Raw genomic sequence first — 20,423 nt, forward strand, 5'->3', positions numbered from 1 at the left:
TTGCCCCGCGATGCGATGTGACTGGAAGCTCGCTATCGCGTGGCAAGCCCGCTCCTACCAGGGTGGTCATTGCAGCAGTGCAGCGGCTGTGAGCAGTTCGTACAGGCCTTCAGGGACCAACCGCCCCTCGGTGCCGAAGCTTGAGCTATCACGCCAGGTCGCTGTGAACGCGGCACCATCGGACTCATGACCCATCAGCCAGGGCTGCTCGTACAGGCTCGGGTCGCTGAACTGTGCATCGTATACCTGAACAAACTCATGCCCCGGTTTGCCCGCGTAGGTGAAGATGCTTTCTAGAGTGCCGAGTAGTCGCAGCGCCTCGATCGGCTGGTTCAGCTCTTCCTGCACCTCCCTGACAATCGCATCCGCGCTGCGCTCACCGAATTCGATGCCGCCGCCGAGAGGGCGAAACAGGGTCTGCTGTGACTCGGAGTCGTAGAACGAGTTGACCAGAATCTTTCCTTGATGATGAAAAACACACAGGGCAAGGCCACGAATGCGGTGCTCTGACATGCAGCAAATTCCATTTGAGAGTGAAGGGCGCGCGACGATACGCCTGAGGCTGCCAATAGGCAATTGCCAGCGGCTCGGTGCAGTCAGTCGCTGTCATTGTTATGGCGTCAGAAATATATACCCATGATAAACAAAGGAATTTATACTCCGCCCGCTTCTGGCGTGGCACTTGGCCATCAAGCCGGCACGAAGCCCCGCATGGAAGCGCATTCACCTCGATTTTTAAGGAAGAAAAGTGGCTGTCGTCAATCTACAAAAAACACTTATCGCACTCGCCATCACTGCAGCAGCGCAATCGGTTTCTGCTCAAACCCTGTCGCTGACCAACGCCGGTATCCAGGTCGACAACGCTTCCTATGCCGACCACGTTGAGGTCAACGGTTCGTTCACCACGACCAACAGTGACCTGGACGCTATCGAATTCAACAGCGTTTCGTTCGACAAAGACCTGATCATCAATGCCACCGTCAATGCCAACGGCACCAACGCCGATGGCCTGGACCTGTCGCAAGCAGGCGAGGACGAAATCCCTTCGTCGTTCGGCCCGGCCACCGAGATTTTCGGCAACCTGGTGAACAAGGGCAGTATTTCGGTAAGCGGCGATGGCGTCTCGGCCATGCTGGTTGACCCGGCCATTATTCACGGCAATCTGGTCAACGAAGGCACCCTGAGCGTCAAGGGCAATGAGTTTGAGGGTGACGGTATCCGTGCCCTGGAATTCTCCGGCCAATCGGAGCTGCACGGCGATCTGATCAACGCCAGCAGCGGCCAGATCCTGGCCAGCGGTGAGAACGCCAAAGGCATTCTGCTTGAAGGCGGTGAGATTGATGGCAAGCTGATCAACAACGGCCTGATTCACGTCAGCGGCGAGAACGCCACGGCGCTGGACGCCACCTCCAATGAATACCAGTGGGGCGGTACGTTCTACAGCGACCGTGTCGATGTCGGTGGTATTGAAAACAACGGTCGCATTATTGCCAGCGGCGCCGATGCCGTCGGCGTAGCGCTCGATGGTGTCAGCTTCACCTCGTCGTCTGCCCAGTTTGTAAACACCGGCCTGATTCAGGCCACTGATGCCGCCATCGAAATCGGTGGCTTCGACCTCGATGGTGAGGGCCAGGGCGGTGCACTGACGATCGTCAACCGTGGCACCATCGTTTCTGAAGACGAGGCCATCGACGCTTCTGAGGCTTCTGATACCGTCGTTCTGGATTGGCAGGGCGGCGCCATCACCGGCAACCTGATCGATCTGGATCGTGTGTATGTCACCGGCGATGCCGTGTTCAAAGGCACCAACACCGATGCCGATGGCTACAATATCCGCATGTACGAAAACGGCCCGGTGATGGTCGGTAGCGAAGGTACTGCAGGTCATCTGCAACTGGCCAACCCGCACACTTCGCTGCAGGGCGAGCTGGTCGTTGCCAATGGTTCTTCGCTGGACTTGAACCTCAGCAGCGCAACCGACGCCGGCAAGGCTGTGTTGAACGTTGAGGGTAAAGCCACCTTCCAGAAAGGTTCGCAAATCACCCTGGCTGCCCAGGGCAACGATTTCACCGCCAAGGGCAGCACCTACACCCTGATCGATGCCGACGCGCTGGATAACCAGACCGAAGCCGGCAAGCTGGTCAGCAGCCGTTCCTCGTTGCTGAACGTCGACACCTATGTGGTCGAGGGCAATCAGGTGGTTGCCACTGTCACCGGCAAATCGTCTTCGCAAGTGGGCGAGGTGATCGAGAGCATCGGCGGTTCGGGCAACGCCCAGCGCGCCGCTTCGGCCTTCAGCAGTGTGGCCACTGAACTGGCCAGCCTGAACCCGCAGGACAAAGTGTTCCAGGCATACGTCAATGCCTCGCAGGACGCCGAAGCCCTGCGCACCCTGGCTGAGCAACTGACTCCTGAAGTCAACGGCGGCGCAACTCAGGCGGCCACCACCGGCCAGACCCTGATCAGCAACGTCACCAGCGGTCGTACCTCGGCGGCGCGCGGCATGTCCTCGGGTGAAGGCTTCAAGGAAGCCGGAGTCTGGGTACAAACCCTGTACAGCGATGCCAGTCAGGACCTGCGTGACAATGTCGTTGGCTACAACGCTCACAGCCGCGGTATTGCCGTAGGCGCCGACGGCAAGCTCAACGACCAGCTGACCCTGGGTGTGGCGTACAGCTACCTGAACACCGACGTGAACGGCAAGAGCGGCGACAAAACCAAGGTCGATGGTCATGCCTTCACCCTGTACGGCGGCTTTGAGCAAGGTAACTACTTTGTCGACGGCAGCCTGACCTATGGTCTCAACAGCAACGACAGCAAGCGCAGCATTGCCGACACCACGGCCAAGGCCGATTACGACAGCACGCTGTTCGGGGTGAACCTGGTCGGTGGTTACACCTACCGCGTGTCGCCGTCGATGCTGGTCGAGCCGCGCATCGCTGCCCGCTACAGCCGTGTTGATATCGACGGCTACCGTGAAAAAGGCAGCTCTGCTGCACTGAAGGTCGAAGAGCAGCGCTTTGAAGTGGCTGAACTGGGTGCGGGTCTGCGTGTTGCCGGCAACTTCCCGCTGGGCAGCGGCACGCTTGAGCCACAAGCTCAGGTCATGACCTATCACGACTTTATCGGCGACCGCGTCAGCAGCACCTCGACCTTCGTTTCCGGTAACACCCCGTTCGTGACCAGCGGTGCCAGTGCGGTACGCAACAGCTACGAAGCGGGTATCGGTGCGGACTATCACCTGGGTGCTGTGACCCTGGGTCTGAACTACGACTACGTCGGCAAGTCTGACTTTGATGCCAACACCGTCACGGCCAAAGTGCGTTACGACTTCTGATGGCCATTGCAAAGCTCAGCCTGCTCCGGTGGGCTGGGGTTTGCCTGCGAGGCACGGCACTGTTGATCAGTGCCGTGCTCAGCGGCTGCCAATCCCCACAACAGGCGTTGCAGGCCTTGGCCGCTGCCCATGGGCAGCGTCTGCAGGTATTGGCCACTGAGCCTTTTCCGTTGGCGATGGTCAGCCCCCTCACATCCCAGCCCCCGGCGCGATTACGCGTCTATCTGGAAGGCGATGGCCGTGCCTGGGCTACCGCCACACAACCAAGTCTCGACCCCAGCCCCCGGCACCTGCTGGTGGCGCAATTGGCGCTGGATGACCCGACACCCGCGGTCTATCTTGCCCGCCCTTGTCAGTTCGTCAGCGCGCCGCACTGTACACCGGCGATGTGGACCGATCGGCGCTTCTCCGAAGCGGTCGTTGCCAGCATGAGCCAGGCACTGGACCTGCTCAAAACGCGTTATCACAACCACGACTTTGAACTGGTGGGCTACTCGGGTGGTGCCGCTGTGGCGCTGCTGTTGGCGGCCCGCCGTGATGATATTGCCCACGTGCAGACACTGGCGGGTAACCTCAGCCCGGCACAGTGGGTGCGCCTGCAGCAGCTCGCACCACTACGCGGTTCACTCGAACCGCTGGACTATCGCCAGCGCCTGGCGTTGATCCCACAGCGCCATTTGTTTGGTGCTGATGACCGGGTGATTCCACCGGCAATCGAAGGCTATTACCGTCAGCAACTGGGGCCTGGTGCCTGCCTGGAAACCGCGGTAATAGCAGGTGTCAGCCATGAGAGCGGCTGGCAGCAGGCTTGGCAGCACTGGCGCGCACAACCGGTCGCTTGCGCGCCAAAGTTTAGCGCCGACTGATCTGAGCGTTAGAAAAGCAGGGTCTTACTACCGTTCCTTCCGTGCCACCTTACGCCTCGAATGGAGCGAGACCCGGATGTCTCACGCCTGGGAAGGCTTGGTTGATCCCGGTGTCTTGAGTGATTTGTCATCACCCTTGGACAGTAGGAGATAACAATAATGATCAAGACTCTGAAATTCGCAGCGCTGGTAACGGGGTTAGCAGCTGCCAGTCACGGCCTTGCGGCCGATCTCACCATCGTATCGTTCGGTGGCGCCAACAAAGAGGCCCAGGTAAAGGCCTTCTACAAACCCTGGCAGCAAGCCAGCGGCAGCAAGATTATTTCCGGGGAATACAACGGTGAAATGGCCAAGGTCAAGGCCATGGTCGACACCCGCAGCGTGTCGTGGGACGCGGTGGAAGTGGAGTCTGCCGAGCTGGCCCGCGGTTGTGATGAGGGTATGTTCGAAACCCTCGACCCGGCACAGATCGGCCTCGACAGCAAAGACTTTGTCCCGGGTGCGATCCAGCCCTGCGGTATTGGCTTCCTGGTTTACTCGACGGTGTTGGCCTACAACGCCAGCAAGCTCAAAGAGGCCCCCACCGGCTGGAAAGACTTCTGGGATGTCGAGCGTTTCCCCGGTAAGCGCGGGCTGCGCAAGCTGGCCAAGTCGACCCTGGAATTCGCCCTGATTGCCGACGGCGTGGCGCCGGGCGAGGTGTACACCCTGCTGGCCACCGAGGCCGGTCAGGATCGCGCGTTCGCCAAACTCGACCAGATCAAACCGCACATTCAATGGTGGGAAGCCGGTGCCCAGCCACCGCAGTATCTGGCGGCAGGGGATGTGGTGATGAGCTCGGTGTACAACGGGCGTCTTTCGGCAGAGCAGCGCAAAACCTACGACCTGAAAATCGTCTGGTCTGGTGGGCTGTACGAGTTCGACTCGTGGGCGATTCCCCGTGGCGCTTCGCGTCAGGAGAAAACCCGCGAATTCATTGCCTTCTCGCTTGAGCCGCAGCAGCAGAAGAGCTTCGCCGAGCACATCGACTACGGCGCCGCCAACCTGCAGGCGATGGGCCTGCTCGACAAGGCACGCATCGCCGAGCTGCCCACCGCACCTGAAAACCTGGCCCAGCAAGTGCCGGTAGATGCACTGTTCTGGGCCGATCATGGCGAGCACCTGGAGCAGCGCTTCAACGCCTGGGCCTCGCGCTAACCCCCCTCGGTAGGAGCGGGCTTGCCCCGCGATGGCGATCTATCAGTCACATCGCATCGCGGGGCAAGCCCGCTCCTACAGTGGCATTCTGTATTCGATTACGCCGGGCTTTTCGGCAATCCAGTCGTACAGCCGTTGGGCGGTCTGGTTGCTCTGCTGGGTGTGCCAGTAAAGCCGCCCACAGTGGTTTTCCCGCGCTTGGCCTTGCACGTATTCGATCAGCTGTTTGCCGATCATCTGGCCGCGTACGCTCGGGCACACGTAGAGATCTTCCAGGTAGCAGAAATCGTTCTGGCTCCAGGTCGAACGGTGAAACACGAAGTGGACGAAACCGAAGATGTTCTCAGCATTTGCAGCCACCGCGCAGTGCACCGGTTCGCGGCTGTCGAAGAACCGTTCCCAGGTTGTCCTGGTGGTCTGCGTGTCGATTTCCACTTTATAGAACGCTTGGTACTGCGCCCAATATTCGCACCATGTGGCGAAGTCTTTTTGCGCTACTGGGCGCACCGATAAAACCTGTTGTACGGCAGTCATATTCACTCCTTGTTGACGTTGAAAAGGCTGATCGGGAGCGGTTTTATAACGTGGTAATGGCCTGTATAAGCCATCCACTTATCAAGATAAGGGCAGACCACTTTTCTGGCGTCGGAGCGCTTTTTAACGCAGCCCAGGGCGGATAGAATCGAGCGGCTTTCATCATCGGGCAGAGCGCATGGCAATCGCATTCGAGCTGGACACGTTGAAGATGCGCATCAACGATGCGCAGTTTCAGCAGCTGGATTTGCACCAGCGTATTCAACGGGCGTTGCGTGCGCTGATCCTGGAAGGTGCCCTGCGGCCCGGTACAAAGCTGCCAGCAACCCGGGCATTGGCGACATCGCTCGGGGTCGCTCGCGATACGATCGAAAATGCCTATGTGCAACTGCATCGCGATGGTTTCATCGTGCGCCGCGCAGGATCAGGCAGTTACGTCTGCGACAGCCTGGGCCCGGCGTTACGCGGCGCAGCCCGGCAGCGCTTCAAGGCGCACGAGGTGCAGCACAGGCACGCTGCGCCTGGTGACGGTCTTAGCCAACGTGGGCGAATGATCTTCGAGACGGGTGGCGTCAGCGACCAGCAGCAGGTCAAGGCATTCGCCACTGGCTTGCCGGAAACCCGCAACTTTCCGATTGAGGTGTGGGAGCGCCTGCAGCGTCAGGTGGTGAAAGACTATCGCGCGCAGATTCTGCTGCACGGCGACTCGCAAGGTGCAGAACCGCTGCGCAAGTCGATTGCCACCTACCTGAACCTTGAGCGCGGCGCGCGATGCTCGCCTGAGCAGATAGTGATTTTGAGCAGCACCCGCCAGGCCCTGTTTCTGTGTGCGCAGTTGCTGGTCGATAGCGGCAAGCCGATCCTTATGGAAAACCCGGGGTATTACGGCGCCCGCAAGGCGTTCCAGACGGCTGAAACCAGGGTCTTGCCGATTGCCGTCGACGCCTCGGGGCTGCGCACCGATCTCCTGCACGCCGACCGCAGTGGCGCCCCTTGCGTTTACGTGACGCCATCGCATCAATACCCCACCGGCGTCACACTGTCTCTGGAACGCCGACTGGCGTTGATCGCCTGGGCGGCGCAGAAGGGCAAGTGGATCATCGAGGATGACTACGACAGCGAGTTTCACTATGAAGGGCAGCCCACGGCCTGTGTGCAGGGCCTGGATAACGACCAGCGCACGCTGTACGTCGGCACCTTCAGCAAAACCCTTTTTCCAGGCTTGCGCATGGGCTACATCGTGCTGCCCCCTGAACTGATCAAACCCTTCACCTATGCCCGCAGCATGATGGATGGTCATACCCCGCAGACACTGCAATTGACCCTGGCGCGGTTCATGGAGGACGGGCATTACAACGCGCATGTCCGGGCCATGCGCAAACTCTACGCTGAGCGCCGAGCTGTTTTGCTCGATGCGATTGCCAGGTACCTGGGGGGCATCGTCACGGCCCTGCGTCCACCTGGGGGCTTGCAGATTCCCTGTTTGCTGCATGCCGGGTGGTCAGAACAAGAAACGATCACCAAGGCTGCCAGAGCCGGCATCAAGCTGTCCGGGCTCAGCCGTCTTTACGCCGGCGATGAGCCGAAAGAGGGCTGGTTGCTGGGTTACGCGTCGTTGACGGCGCATGAGATCGAGTCGGCGGTGATACGTCTTGCCCAAGTGCTGCGGTCATAACCGGACTGTCAGTTGCCGGGTTCAGGTTCAACGATATCCAGCTCGCCCAGTATCGTCAGCAAAGCATCGACCTTGGGCAGCAGCTGTTTGCGCCGTGGCCAGAGCAACGTCAGCGCCAGGCCGGCGGGTTGCAGTTCAGGCAAGACAATTTCCAGCTCACCGCGCTTCAGTTGTTCGTGTATCAACCAGGTTGGCATTTGAGCCACACCCAGCCCGGCGCACACCGCCTGGACTTGTGCATCCACATCGCCCAAGGCCATCCGGAACGGTACCGATCGCCAACTTGAATGGCCATCTGCGGTGGTGAATTGCCAGGGCTTGGTGCTGCCATCGACGCGCTCATAAAGGATGGCCCGATGCTGCAGCAGCGCTTCCACACTGTCGGGTTTACCAGCTTTGGCCAGGTAGGCCGGGGATGCACAGAACACCATGGCCTCACGTCCCAGCTGACGACACGCCAACGAGGCGGGCAGCTCATCTGTGCCACCGATGCGTACCGCCACATCGACGCCTTCTTCAAACACATCAACAAAGCGGTCTGAGAAGGTCAGGCTCAACTCCACCTCAGGGTGCATCTGGCAAAACGCGATCAGACGCGGCATCACACACAAGCGGCCGTAGGTACTGGGCAGTGCCAGGCGCAGGCGCCCGGAGGGGATGCTGCGCTGGGCGGCCAGCACCGATTCCGCTTCAGCCAGCTCTTCGAGAATTCGCATGCAGGTCTGGTAGTAAGCCTGGCCGGCATCGGTCAGGGTCAAGCGCCGGGTGGTGCGTTCAAGCAGTTGCGAACCCAGCCTTGCCTCCAGGCGACTGACACTTTTGCTGACTGCAGAACCCGTCACATGCAGCTGTTCTGAGGCAGCTGTAAAGCTGCCCCGGTCGACGCTGGTGACAAACGGGATGATGTCCTTGAGGCGTTGATCATGCATCAATTGATGAATCCAGTTCGTTAATCATGTGAATTAATGCCAGAAATCAGAAATTGATTCTCCAGTAGTCTACTCATCAATACCGATCTGGAGAAACCAGCATGCAGAAAAAAGCCTTGATCGTAGGTATCAGTGGGGTGATTGGCCGTGCTCTGGCAGAAAAGCTGATGCACGAGGGATGGCAGGTGTACGGCCTGTCGCGTGGTCGCGCAGCCGTACCGCAAGGCTGCACCAGCCTGGTGGCCGACCTGACTGATGCGCCAGTGGTCAGCGAGGCACTCAATGCGATTAAACCGGATGCACTGTTCTTCAGCGTCTGGGCCCGCCAGGAGAATGAAAGCGCCAATATTCGGGTCAACCGTGCCATGGTCAGGCATGTGATCGATGCGCTTGGCGACCGGCTGCTGGGTGCCCACGTCGCGCTGATTACCGGCCTCAAGCATTACCTTGGGCCTTTTGAAGCCTATGGCCAAGGCGTTGTGCCCGTCACGCCGTTCCGCGAGGAGCAAGGCCGCCAACCGGTCGATAATTTCTACTACGCGCAGGAAGACGAACTGTTTGCCGGTGCCGAAAAATATGGTTATCGCTGGAGCGTGCATCGTCCTCACACCATCATCGGTTACGCCTTGGGCAATGCGATGAACATGGGCCAGACCCTGGCGGTGTACGCCACGTTGTGCCGCGAGAATGGCTGGCCATTCATCTTCCCGGGCTCGGCAGAGCAATGGCATGGGGTGTCCGATGTGACCAGCGCCAACCTGCTGGCCGAGCAATTGCTCTGGGCTGCACACAGCCCGGCAGCGGCGAACCAGGATTTCAATGCCGTCAACGGCGATGTGTTTCGCTGGAGCTGGCTGTGGCCGCGCCTGGCCGCGTACTTTGGTATCGCGTGGCAGGGTTATTCGAGCCAGATAATGCCGTTGGAAGGGCGGATGCAAGGCGCAGAGGCGGCCTGGACGGCGATTGCCAACAGGTATCAGCTTCGGGAGCCGGACATTAGCAAACTGGTTTCCTGGTGGCATACCGATGCCGATCTGGGGCGGCCCATGGAGGCGTTTACCGACATGAGCAAAAGCCGCAAGGCCGGCTTTAGCGGTTACTGCAGCAGCCTTGATGCATTCACCCAGCTGTTCGACAGGTTGAAGCAGGAAAGGATCATCCCGGATGCCGGTTAGGTTGCAGCTAGGAATAGCTCCATCTGTGGGAGCGGGCTTGCCCCGCGATTGCGATCTGTCAGCCAAATCGCATCGCGGGGCAAGCCCGCTCCTACAGCGAGTGTGATCAAGGGCTATTAGCGCGTGCACGGCATGATGTCGATGTGCTACAACTCGCGGCTTTCAGATGCCCTTTTCGCCAGGAAGTAACGTGATGAGCTCTACGGAATTGATCGACTTTGTTACCGCCGATTCGCTGACCAGCCTGCTGCAAGACGCCGGCTGCCGGGTTAACCGCAGTGGCCAGGGTGGGGTGGAGCAATTGCTCACGGCCAGCCAGGGCATCGGCTTCAGCCTGCGCTTTGGCAACCCAGGCCTGGAGGCGGGGCGCTATCTGGATTTCATCTACAGCTGCGCCCTGCACATTCAGGGGCAATTGCCCGAGGGGCTGGTCAATCAATGGAACGCCTCGCGCCGCTTCGCCCGGCTGTCGGTGCAGGGCGGCTTCCTGGTGATGGAAATGGACGTGGTGGTCGCCGACGGCGTCAGTCACAAGAGCCTGTTGGGGAGCCTGGTGCTGTGGGATCGCCTGCTGCAGGAAGTGGTGACTTATCTGCGTGATTACAAGCACACGGCCGCCGACGTGGCGCCGGCTGCAGCGGAAGCTACTTCGTGAGTCGTCGCGTGATCCTGGCCAGCCTGGGTGTGCTGGCCGTAGCGGTCGCGGCAGCGTTGGTTTTGCGTCCTGGTAAGGCACCGGAGGCTAGCGTGACAGCGGCCACTGCTCCGGGCAGCGAAGCCGTGGCGCGGCTGGGCGATCAGCAGGTAGATGCCAACGACCTGAACGCGCTGTTTGAGCAGTTGCCCGAGGCGTCGCGCCAGCAATTGCGCGGCGACCGTGCAGCACTGGAAACCTGGCTGCGCGCACGCCTTGCCGAAAAGGCCCTGTACCAACAGGCCGAGGCGGCAGGCTGGTCGCAACGCCCGGAGGTGCAGGCGCAGACCCGTGCGGCGGTCGAGCAGATCGTGTTGCGCGGCTACCTGAGCTCGTTGACCCAGGCACCGCAGGACTATCCGAGCGAGCAGGCGCTCAAGCAGGCCTATGAGGCCAGCAAGGCGACGCTGCAGGTGCCGGCGGTGTATCGGGTGAGCCAGATTTTCCTTAGCGTGCCAGACGAGCAGGCAACACAAAGCGTGCGCAATCAGGCTCAGGCCTTGAGCAAGCGCGCCCACGCGGCCGGTGCCGATTTTGCCGAGTTGGCCCGTACCTATTCGCAAGACCCGGGCAGTGCCGCACGCGGTGGCGATATCGGGCCACAGCCGCTGGCGCAACTGTTGCCGGAAGTGCGTGGTGTAGTGCCGCAACTCAAGGTCGGCGAAGTCAGCGAACCGCTGCAGAGCACGTTGGGCTTCCACATCATCAAACTCACTGAAACGCAGCCGGCACGGCTCGCCACGTTCGATGAAGTCAGTGGCCAGCTACGCGAGGCGCTGCGAGCGCAGCGCCAGGAACAATCGGCCAAGCAGGTGGTGGATGAAGTGCTCAGCCGTTCGACCTTGAGCATCGACGGCGCTGCACTGAACAAAGCACTCGAAGCGCAACGCTGACTCTCCCGGCCACCGGGCCGATTTCCCGCGAAATATCTGCATAAACAGGGGGGCAACCCCCTGTTCAGATAGTGGCTATTTGATGTAAAAAGGCCACCTTATAAAAATTCCCATTGCCAAGGCCAAGCTTTTCGACTGTCGCAGATTTGCCCAGCGTGCGTTTTGCGGTGGCTGTCTGCGTGTTCAAGGATGAATCGCCAAGCCACATCTGGAGTCGTGTGTGGACAGTCAAACCCCTTCCGTTCTGCGGGCACGTCGTAATCCGTTGTCCCTGGCCGTCAGCCTGGCCACCCTTGGCATTATCGCAAGCCTGAGCAGCGCACCTGCATCTGCCGGTTGCACGCCGTTCTTTCCGCTTGACGGTGCAACCGTGACCTGTAACAACACCGACCAGCAGAGCTACTTCAGCTCGGCCAGCAATCTCACGGTCAATATTGCGCTAGGTTCCATTCTCAGTTCGGCGCTAGATGGCGTACCGGTCATCCAACTGAGCGGCAACAACACCAACATTGCCAACAACGGGGACATCTCTCCGACCCGCAGCGGGCAGCGGACGCAGTTGACCACCGGTTTGAGGGTCGGTAATGCCAACGCGCAGAACATCTCCATCCTCAACAATGCCTCCGGCTGGATTTCCGGCACCAGTGGCAACCTCGGCAGCTCCATTGTCAACCTTGACGGCATGGCGATTGATGCACGGGCTGGCGCCGGTGGCAAGGTAACCATCGTCAACAACGGCACGATCCACGCCGACCGGATCGTCGGGGCAACGCTGGATGCGGCCGACATGCCGAACGTGGCGGTGCACGGTGGGGCCCAGGTCGAGATGACCAATACCAACCAGCTCTACGGCCGGGTGGCGTTCGAAGCGTCGACGCAGGGCAATACCTTTACCAACAGCGGAATGCTGGTGGGCAGCCTGTCCATGGGCGCGGGCAGCAGCAATACCTTCAACGCCATTACCGGTTCCATGGTGTCCACTGGCGGTGCCATGAGCACGCACTCGGTGACGGTCGCCTCCAACCCCAATCTGGTGTTCGCCGCGCCCGGCATCGTCGATGGGGGCGCCGGTGGCAGCAACACCCTGTCGCTGCAGAACGCCATCGGCGGCGGCTCGGGCATCGCTGGCAGCGGGACGATCTCGGCGGCGAACTACATCAACTTCAGCAATCTGCTGGTGAAAAGCGGTACCTGGCAAGTCAACGGGGCACTGCTGACCGGTGCCAACAATAGCGCGAGCCTCACCGGCGGGAAGCTGCGGGTGAACAATAACGCAGTGTTCGGTAATGCTAACGTCAGTGTCGATGGCGCCACTCTGGCCACCAGCGGCGTGGCGGTTACCCTGGCAAACGCGATTACCCTGGGTGCCAACGGCATGACAGTCGATACCGGCAGCGCTGAGTACCTGACGCTGGAGGGGACAATCACTGGCACCGATAGCAGCGCGACGCTGATCAAGAACGGTGTGGGTGAATTGACGCTCAAGGGCGCCAACAGCTATGCCGGAGGTACTCAGTTGTCGGCTGGCAGCCTTATCGTCGGTAATAATCAGGCACTGGGCTATGGGCCGTTGACCGTTTCCGGTGCGGCCACCCTCGCCAGTAGCCAGTCGGTTGTGCTGAACAACTTCGTCAACCTCAACAGCAACTTGACTGTGACCGGTGCCAATGACCTGAGCTTGAACGGCCCCATCTTCGGTGCGGGGGGCAAGCTGATCAAGGCTGGCAGCGGTAATCTGACGCTGGCAGCACCCGTTTTCAGCATGTACGAAATCGAGCTCGACAGTGGCTCCCTGACCTTGTCAAACATCGCTGGCCCGATGAGCAATAACCCGCTCACCGTCACCGGCAATAGCCGTCTTATGATTGAAGGTTTCTCGCCGCTCTACCAAAACAGGCTTGCGATCAACAGCGGTGCCACGCTCGACTTCAACACCCCTCAGCTTGTGCAAATGCTAGGGGTTATTTCCGGTGCCGGTGGTCTGACCAAGACGGGTGTGGGTGAGTTACTGCTGTACCAGAACAACACCTTCTCCGGCCTGGTAGACGTGCAGGCGGGTCGGCTCACAAGCCTTGCCTTGAATGGGTTGGGCATTAACTCCAGCCTAAATATCGCCAGCGGTGCCAGTGTCAACCTGGGCACAGAGACCACGATCAATGCGTTGAGCGGCAGCGGCGAGCTGTTGAGTAACGGTACCCTCAGCGTTGGCAGTGGTAATGCCAGCTCTACCTTCACCGGTACTATCGTTGACTCCAGCACTACTACGCTGAACAAGGTCGGCAGCGGAACCCTGACCTTGGGCGGCAATTCCAGCTTAAACGGCAACCTTCTGGTCAGCGGCGGTGGCCTGCACCTGAACACCGGTGCCAGCGTGGCGAGCAACCTGGTTATCGTCGACAACGGTGCCCGCATCAGTGGTACGGGGGCTTTCACCGGCAATGTGAACATCAACAGTGGCGGTCGCCTGCAGGTGGGTTCGGGTGGCACGTTGTCGGTTGGCAGCCTGAACCTGGGCAGCGGCAGCATTGTCGACTTTGCCCTCGGCGCGCCGTCGCTGACGCCGCTGATCAGCGTCAGCAACAACTTGGTGGTCAATGGCGCGCAGTTCAATTTCAGCGACTTGCCGGACATCGACAACGGCACCTATCGCCTGATCAGCTCTAGCAGTCCGCTGGCCACCGCGACTGTAGTGCTCGGCTCCTTGCCAAGCGGTTTCCTGCCAGGCGAGATCACCCTGCAACTCATAGGTGGAGACTTCAACCTCATCGTCAACTCGCAGTCCCTGCTCAACCAGTACTGGGATGGTGGCGGCACTCACGGCAACGGCGTGGTCGACGGCGGCAGCGGGGTATGGAACAGTCTTGACAGCAACTGGACCAAGGCCAGTGGCAACCCGATCAACACCTGGAAAGGCGTTTCGGCGGTGTTCCAGGGCAACGCCGGCCAGGTGCTTATTGAAGGAAATCAGTCGGCCAGCAGCCTGCAGTTCAAGACCGACGGCTACACCCTCAGCTCAGCGGTGGGCGGGCAGCTCAGCCTGGTCAATGGCAGCGGCGGCTCGACCCTGGTGAACCTCGACTCCGGCGTTTCGACCCTGATCGACGCGCAGGTCGGCGGTACCGGCACGCTGGAAAAAACCGGCGCCGGGACTTTGGTGCTGGCCGGCAACAACAGCTACAGCGGCGGCACCGCGCTGAGCGCCGGAACCCTGACCGTGCGTCGTGACACGGCGCTGGGCAGCGGCGCCCTGAGCCTTGCCAGTGGCACTACGCTGCGCGCCGATAGCGCCGATGTACAACTGAGCAATGCAGTGTCGCTCAACGGTGCGGCCAATATTACCGTCGATAGCGGTCGCACCCTGAGCCTCAACGGTGCGCTCGCAGGTGCCGGTGACCTGTTCAAGCTCGGGAGCGGCAGCCTGGTACTCAATGGCAACAACAGTCGGTCGGGCACTACCTGGCTGAACAACGGTGGCCTGGTACTGGGCAGCAATACCGCACTGGGCTCGGGTTCGCTCAACACCCTCGACAACACCACCCTGGACAGCGGTCTGGCCGGCGTGCAGGTCGGCAACAATGTGGCGATCAGCGACAACCTGACCGTCCTCGGTAGCCGCGACCTGGCGCTCACCGGCACGGTGTCCGGCATCGGCACCCTGATCAAGAACGGTGGCAGCACGCTGAACCTGACGGGCGCCAACACCCTGAACGGCTCGCTCATGCTCAACCAGGGCACACTGCGCCTGGGGCAGAATACGTCGCTGGGCAATACCCTCTTGGTTGTTGGCGGCGTCTCCACGCTGCAATCGACGGCAAACATCGCGGTCAACAACGCCGTGGTGCTCAACGCCGACCTGACCGTGAGCGGCAGCAACGACCTGAGCTTGGCTGGCCCGATTTTTGGCGCTAGTGGGCTGGTCAAAGACGGCAGCGGCAAACTGGCCCTGACCGGACCCAATGCCTACCTGGGCCAGACCCACCTGAAGGCCGGTGCCCTGGAACTGGGCAACGCCCAGGCGCTGGGGCTCGGGCGTTTGACTGTCACCGGTGCTGGCGCATTGCAAAGCACCAGTGCCCTGACCCTCGGCAACGCTGTCGACATCAGCGGCGAGTTGACTGTACAGGGCAGCAACAACCTGACCCTGGCCGGCTTCCTCACGGGCAGCGGCGACCTGATCAAGACCGGCAGCGGCACCCTGACGCTGAGCGGCGGCGATGGTTTCCTCGGTGACTACACCATCAACAGCGGCCGTCTGCTCAGCACCTCTGCCATCGCCCTTGGCGAGCCGGGCGCGATCAACGTCGCGAGCGGTGCGACCTTGCAACTGGCTGCCGGGGCCAGCAGCGGCCAGCTCAACGGCGCCGGTAACGTGCAGCTCGACGGCGGCCAGTTGCGCCTCGGTGCGGGCACCTTCAGTGGCGTGCTCAGTGGTAACGGCGACCTCTACAAACAAGGCAACGGCACACTACTGCTCAGCGGCAACAGCGCGCTGGGCGGTGCGACCACGGTCGCTGGCGGAATCCTGCGGGTGAACGGCAGCCTGGGCAACGGCAGTGTTGCCGTGCAAAACGGCGCGACCCTGAGCGGTAACGGCACCTTGGGCGGGGCAGTGAGCGTGGCCAACGGCGGCCACCTCAATGTCACCAGCGGCTCGGTATTGAGTCTGGGCGCGCTGGCGCTTAGCAGCGGCTCGCACCTCGATGCGGCGCTGGGCGCTGCGACGCCGGGGGCGGCAGGCCTGGTCGATGTCGAGGGTAATCTGACCCTCGACGGTCAACTCAATATCAGCGATACCGGCGGTTTCGGTATTGGCGTCTACCGCCTGTTCGACTACGGCGGCGCGCTGGTTGATAACGGCCTGGAATTGGCGACCTTGCCTGCCGGTGTTCCGCTCAACGAGCTGGAGGTGCAGACCAGCCTCGCCAATCAGGTCAACCTGGTGGTCGGTGGCGCCACCGATATCCGCTTCTGGGATGGCAGCGAGCTGAGCGGCAACGGTAGCATCGAAGGTGGCACTGGTGTCTGGAATGGCAGCCACAGCAACTGGACCACGGTCAACGCCGGCCTCAATGGCGCCTGGAACAGCAGCTTCGCGGTGTTCGGCGGCGCGCCAGGCACCGTCAGCGTGGACGGCGTACAGAGCGTCACCGGTCTGCAATTTATCAGCGATGGTTACCACCTGGTCGACGGTACCGCAGGGCAGCTGCAACTGGTCAACAGCAGCAGCGGTTATACCTTCGTGCGTGTCGACAGCGGCAGTACTGCCACGCTCGATGTGAGCCTGGGCGGCAGCGGCATTCTGAGTAAAATCGACAGCGGTACCCTGGTGCTCAATGGCGTTAACACTTACCTCGGCGGCACCCGTCTGAATGGCGGTACCCTGGTGCTTGGCAATAATGCGGCGTTGGGTAGCAGCAGCTTAAGCATTCAGGATGGCACCACCCTGGACAGCAACCGTGCCGTGGACCTGGGCAACCAGCTGGTGCTCAACGGTAACCTGAACCTGGCGGGCAGCCATGACGTGGCGTTGAACGGCCAGGTGATCGGCAACGGCGGGCTGGTCAAGAATGGAAGCAGTACCCTGACGCTTGGCCAGGCCAACAGCTACGACGGCACCACCTGGCTCAATGCCGGCAAGCTGGTGCTGGCTGATGCAGGTGGTCTGGGCAGCAGCCAGCTGAGCGTGGACGCAGCGGCGAGCTTCGATACCAGCAGTGCCATGACCGTCAGCAACGCGGTCGACGTCAGCGGCAACCTGACCCTCGACGGCAGCCACGATCTGACCTTGAGTGGCGTGCTCAGCGGCACTGGCACCTTGGTCAAGCAAGGCAGCAGCGTGCTCGACCTGAGTGGCAACAACACCTTCAGTGGTCTGTACCAGATCGACAATGGTCGCCTGAACGTACTGGGCAGCAATCTGTCGGGCATCGCGCAGGTCGCCGTCGGCGCGGCCGGTAGCCTCGGCATTGGCGTCAGCAGCACACTGAGCCAGCTTGACGGACAGGGCGCCATCGTTCTGGCCAACAACAGCTCGCTCAGCCTGGGGGGCGGTAGCTATGCCGGCGCCATCAGCGGCAACGGCACCCTGGTCAAGACCAGCAACAACAGCCTGACCCTGAGTGGCAACAGCACTATCAGCGGCAGCACCTACGTCACCCAAGGCAGCCTGTTGGTGAGCGGGCAGGGCGTGCTCAGCACGTCCTTGCTGAGCGTCGGCAGCAGTGCCAGCCTCGGCGGCAACGGCAGCATCGACGGCGCGGTGAACATTGCCGATGGCGGTCATGTGTTGGTCAGCAGCGGTAATACGCTGACCACCGGCAACCTGACCCTCAATGCCGACAGCAATCTCGATGCCGCGCTCGGCGCCGCCGTACCGGGCGCTGCCGGTCTGCTCAAAGTCAATGGCGATCTGGTGCTCGACGGCAAACTCAACGTCACCGACATCGGCGGCTTTGGCCTGGGCGTGTATCGCCTGATCGATTACACCGGCAACCTGAGCAACAACGGCATGTTGCTCGGCAATGTCCCTGCGGGCGACTTGCAATTGCAGACTAGCATCGGCAATCAGGTCAACCTGCTGGTCACCACACCCGGCACCAACGTGCAGTTCTGGGACGGTGCCCAGCAGCTTGCCAACGGCGCCATCGATGGCGGCAGCGGCACCTGGGGGACCGGCAGCAACTGGACCAACGTCGATGGTTCGGCGAACCAGCCATGGGCCAACAGCTTCGCGGTGTTCCAAGGGGCGGCAGGCAGCGTGACGGTCAACGGCGAACAAACGGTGACCGGCATGCAATTCGCCAGCAGTGGCTATCGCTTGCAGAACGGCAGCGCCGGTTCGGTGAAACTGGTCAACGGCGCGCAGGGATATGCGGCGCTGCGGGTCGATCCGAATGCCACCGCCACCCTCGACGTGGCCCTCACCGGCAACGGCACACTGGCCAAGTTTGATACCGGTACGCTGGTTCTCAATGGTGCCAACAGCTACACCGGCGGTACCCAGCTCAACGGCGGCACGCTGGTAGTCGGCAACAGTGCTGCGCTAGGCAGCGGCAGCCTGACGGCCGCAGGTGGCACTACGCTGGACAACAGCAGCGCGCTGACCCTGGGCAATGCCATTACCCTCAACGGCGCACTGACCCTGGCTGGCAGTCACGATCTCGGTTTGAGTGGCGTGATCAGCGGCAGCGGTTCGTTGATCAAGCAAGGTGCGACGACGCTGACCTTGAGCGGCGACAACACCTTCAGCGGGGCGCTGAACATCCTCGACGGCAACCTGATCCTGGTGGGCAACAACGCTCTGGGCAACGCCAGCCTGAACGTCAGCAACAGCGCCGCGGTCAGCGTCGGCGGCAGCACGCTGCTGGACGCCCTGAGCGGCAGCGGCGATCTTGCCCTGGTGTCGGGCAGCCAGTTGCAGGTGGGCAGCAACAATGCCAGCAGCGTCTATGAAGGCAGCCTCAACGGTGCGGGCAGTCTGATCAAGGCCGGCAGCGGCAAGCTGGTGCTCAATGGCCAGTCCAGCGTTGGCGGCAGTACCCAGGTCAACGCCGGCAGCCTGATCGTTGGCGGCGCGGCGGGCAGCAGCGCGAGCCTGGCCAGCAATGTTCAGGTCGGCAATGGTGCGCTGCTCGGCGGGCACGGCAACATCCACGGGCGCGTTGACCTCGCCCGCGGTGCCACGCTCAATCCCGGCAATTCCATCGGCACCCTGCGGGTCGACGGTGACGTCAACCTGGCTGCGGGCTCGACCCTGGAAATCGAAGCCAACCCCGATGGCCGTTCAGATCGGTTGGTTTCCACCGGCACTGTCAGCCTCGGCGGCGCCAGCCTCAAGGTGCTCGCAGGAGCGGGCGACTGGGCGCCGAGCACGCGCTACGGCATCATCCAGGCCGCCGCGCTCAACGGTACCTTCGCCGATGTCAGCAGCAACCTGGCCTTCCTCAGCCCCGAGCTGGCCTATTCGGCAACCGGTGTGCAACTGACCCTGGAACGCAACGACGTCAGCTTCGTTTCGGTGGGCCGTACCTTCAACCAACGCGCGGCCGCCAGCGGCGTCGAGTCGTTGGCCAGCGGCAACCTCTACAACGCCATCAGCGCGCTGACCGTCGAACAGGCGCAAGCCGCCTACGACAGCCTGTCCGGCGAACTGCACGCCAGCACCCAGGGCGCGCTGTTCGATGACAGCCGCTATGTGCGTGACACCATTGGCCAGCGCCTGCGCGCGGTTCAAGGCCAGGCCGCCGCCGACGGCGTGCTGCACACCGACGCCGACAGCGGCATCACCTTCTGGCTGCAAGGCTATGGTGGCTGGGGCGACAGCCGTGGCAACAGCAACACGGCGGACATGGACCACAACAGCAGCGGCACCTTGCTCGGCGTTGACCTGCCGGTTGGCGAGCACTGGCGTGTAGGTGTGGCCGCAGGCTATGGCAACAGCAAGCTGGACGTCGATGCGCGCAATTCCTCGGCCGATATCGACAGCACCTCGCTGAGCCTGTTCGCTGCCGGTCAATGGGATGCGATCAACCTGCGCCTGGGCGCCTCGCACGCCTGGAGCGACATTGACAGCAGCCGTCACGTGCAGGCTGGCACCATTGCCGAGCATGACAAGGCCAGCTATGACGCCAAGACCACGCAGATGTACGGCGAACTGGGTTATGCGATCTCCGCAGGCGACTTCAACGTCGAGCCGTTTGTGGGCCTGGCGCACGTCAAGGTGGACAGCGACAGCTTCACCGAACACGGCGGCAGCACGGCATTGCGTGGCGAAGGCGAGAAGGACGAGTTGACCTACAGCACGCTCGGCCTGCATGCCTCGACGCCGTTGACCACGGTCGCGTCGGTACCGCTCGCGCTGCAAGGCACGCTCGGCTGGCAGCATGCCTTTGACGACCTCGATGCACAGCGCCAGCTGTCGTTCGCCGGTAGTCAGGCCTTCACCGTCAAGGGCACGCCATTGGCCCAGGACACCGCCGTGGTGCAACTGGGTGTGACCGCGCAGGTCGCCAGCGGCACCACCGTGGACCTTGGGTACTCCGGACAGTTCGGTGACGGCTATAAGGACAACGGTGTGCGTCTGGGCTTGAACGTGAGCTTCTAAGTGCTATGCGAAAGCCCGCT

11 protein-coding genes are annotated in these 20,423 nt (G+C 61.6%); 8 read left to right on the top strand and 3 right to left on the bottom strand.

Features of this window, described 5'->3' with window-relative positions:
* Positions 1-66: 66 nt before the first annotated feature.
* Positions 67-513: an NUDIX hydrolase gene (locus ACP6KB_RS09425; protein ID WP_442113458.1), complete on the bottom strand. Its 447-nt coding sequence runs from the start codon at positions 511-513 to the stop codon at positions 67-69.
* A 235-nt stretch (positions 514-748) separates the two neighbouring features.
* On the opposite strand from ACP6KB_RS09425, the gene ACP6KB_RS09430 reads away from it, so the two are divergent.
* The 3 genes from ACP6KB_RS09430 to ACP6KB_RS09440 all read left to right on the top strand — a co-directional run bounded on the left by ACP6KB_RS09430 (position 749) and on the right by ACP6KB_RS09440 (position 5,400).
* A complete protein-coding gene (locus ACP6KB_RS09430) occupies positions 749-3,337 on the top strand; it encodes an autotransporter domain-containing protein (protein ID WP_442113459.1) in 2,589 nt (862 codons plus the stop codon).
* On the top strand, positions 3,337-4,203 hold the full coding sequence (locus ACP6KB_RS09435) for an alpha/beta hydrolase (protein WP_442113460.1): 867 nt from the start codon (positions 3,337-3,339) through the stop codon (positions 4,201-4,203). The genes ACP6KB_RS09430 and ACP6KB_RS09435 overlap by 1 nt, the downstream gene beginning before the upstream one ends.
* Positions 4,204-4,362: 159 nt before the next feature.
* A complete protein-coding gene (locus ACP6KB_RS09440; protein WP_442113461.1) occupies positions 4,363-5,400 on the top strand; it encodes an ABC transporter substrate-binding protein in 1,038 nt (345 codons plus the stop codon).
* A gap of 75 nt (positions 5,401-5,475) precedes the next feature.
* Here ACP6KB_RS09440 and ACP6KB_RS09445 read toward each other — a convergent pair whose 3' ends face one another.
* On the bottom strand, positions 5,476-5,934 hold the full coding sequence (locus ACP6KB_RS09445; protein ID WP_442113462.1) for a GNAT family N-acetyltransferase: 459 nt from the start codon (positions 5,932-5,934) through the stop codon (positions 5,476-5,478).
* A gap of 178 nt (positions 5,935-6,112) precedes the next feature.
* On the opposite strand from ACP6KB_RS09445, the gene pdxR reads away from it, so the two are divergent.
* Positions 6,113-7,609: a MocR-like pyridoxine biosynthesis transcription factor PdxR gene (pdxR, locus tag ACP6KB_RS09450; protein WP_442113463.1), complete on the top strand. Its 1,497-nt coding sequence runs from the start codon at positions 6,113-6,115 to the stop codon at positions 7,607-7,609.
* An 8-nt stretch (positions 7,610-7,617) separates the two neighbouring features.
* Here the strand turns inward: pdxR and ACP6KB_RS09455 are convergent, their stop codons facing one another.
* Complete coding sequence (locus ACP6KB_RS09455; protein ID WP_442113464.1) at positions 7,618-8,538, bottom strand: LysR family transcriptional regulator; 921 nt, start codon at positions 8,536-8,538, stop codon at positions 7,618-7,620.
* 101 nt (positions 8,539-8,639) lie between these two features.
* On the opposite strand from ACP6KB_RS09455, the gene ACP6KB_RS09460 reads away from it, so the two are divergent.
* The 4 genes from ACP6KB_RS09460 to ACP6KB_RS09475 all read left to right on the top strand — a co-directional run bounded on the left by ACP6KB_RS09460 (position 8,640) and on the right by ACP6KB_RS09475 (position 20,403).
* A complete protein-coding gene (locus ACP6KB_RS09460; RefSeq protein ID WP_442113465.1) occupies positions 8,640-9,713 on the top strand; it encodes an SDR family oxidoreductase in 1,074 nt (357 codons plus the stop codon).
* Between the two features lie 193 nt (positions 9,714-9,906).
* The gene (locus ACP6KB_RS09465) at positions 9,907-10,368 is read left to right on the top strand and encodes a YbjN domain-containing protein (RefSeq protein ID WP_442113466.1); all 462 of its coding nucleotides are present in this window, start codon (positions 9,907-9,909) and stop codon (positions 10,366-10,368) included.
* Positions 10,365-11,300 (top strand): peptidylprolyl isomerase, encoded by a 936-nt coding sequence (locus ACP6KB_RS09470; RefSeq protein WP_442113467.1) that lies wholly within the window; start codon positions 10,365-10,367, stop codon positions 11,298-11,300. The genes ACP6KB_RS09465 and ACP6KB_RS09470 overlap by 4 nt, the downstream gene beginning before the upstream one ends.
* A gap of 220 nt (positions 11,301-11,520) precedes the next feature.
* On the top strand, positions 11,521-20,403 hold the full coding sequence (locus tag ACP6KB_RS09475; RefSeq protein ID WP_442113468.1) for an autotransporter-associated beta strand repeat-containing protein: 8,883 nt from the start codon (positions 11,521-11,523) through the stop codon (positions 20,401-20,403).
* Positions 20,404-20,423 lie beyond the last annotated feature (20 nt).

The sequence above is a fragment of the Pseudomonas sp. NUPR-001 genome (assembly GCF_052147955.1).
Taxonomy (GTDB): domain Bacteria; phylum Pseudomonadota; class Gammaproteobacteria; order Pseudomonadales; family Pseudomonadaceae; genus Aquipseudomonas.

Excerpts from the sequence above, each read along its gene's own strand:
- ACP6KB_RS09435 (WP_442113460.1), top strand. The coding sequence starts at position 3,337 with ATGGCCATTGCAAAGCTCAGCCTGCTCCGGTGGGCTGGGGTTTGCCTG.
- ACP6KB_RS09465 (WP_442113466.1), top strand. The coding sequence starts at position 9,907 with ATGAGCTCTACGGAATTGATCGACTTTGTTACCGCCGATTCGCTGACC.
- ACP6KB_RS09445 (WP_442113462.1), bottom strand. The coding sequence starts at position 5,934 with ATGACTGCCGTACAACAGGTTTTATCGGTGCGCCCAGTAGCGCAAAAA.
- ACP6KB_RS09425 (WP_442113458.1), bottom strand. The coding sequence starts at position 513 with ATGTCAGAGCACCGCATTCGTGGCCTTGCCCTGTGTGTTTTTCATCAT.
- ACP6KB_RS09455 (WP_442113464.1), bottom strand. The coding sequence starts at position 8,538 with ATGCATGATCAACGCCTCAAGGACATCATCCCGTTTGTCACCAGCGTC.
- ACP6KB_RS09440 (WP_442113461.1), top strand. The coding sequence starts at position 4,363 with ATGATCAAGACTCTGAAATTCGCAGCGCTGGTAACGGGGTTAGCAGCT.
- pdxR (WP_442113463.1), top strand. The coding sequence starts at position 6,113 with ATGGCAATCGCATTCGAGCTGGACACGTTGAAGATGCGCATCAACGAT.
- ACP6KB_RS09460 (WP_442113465.1), top strand. The coding sequence starts at position 8,640 with ATGCAGAAAAAAGCCTTGATCGTAGGTATCAGTGGGGTGATTGGCCGT.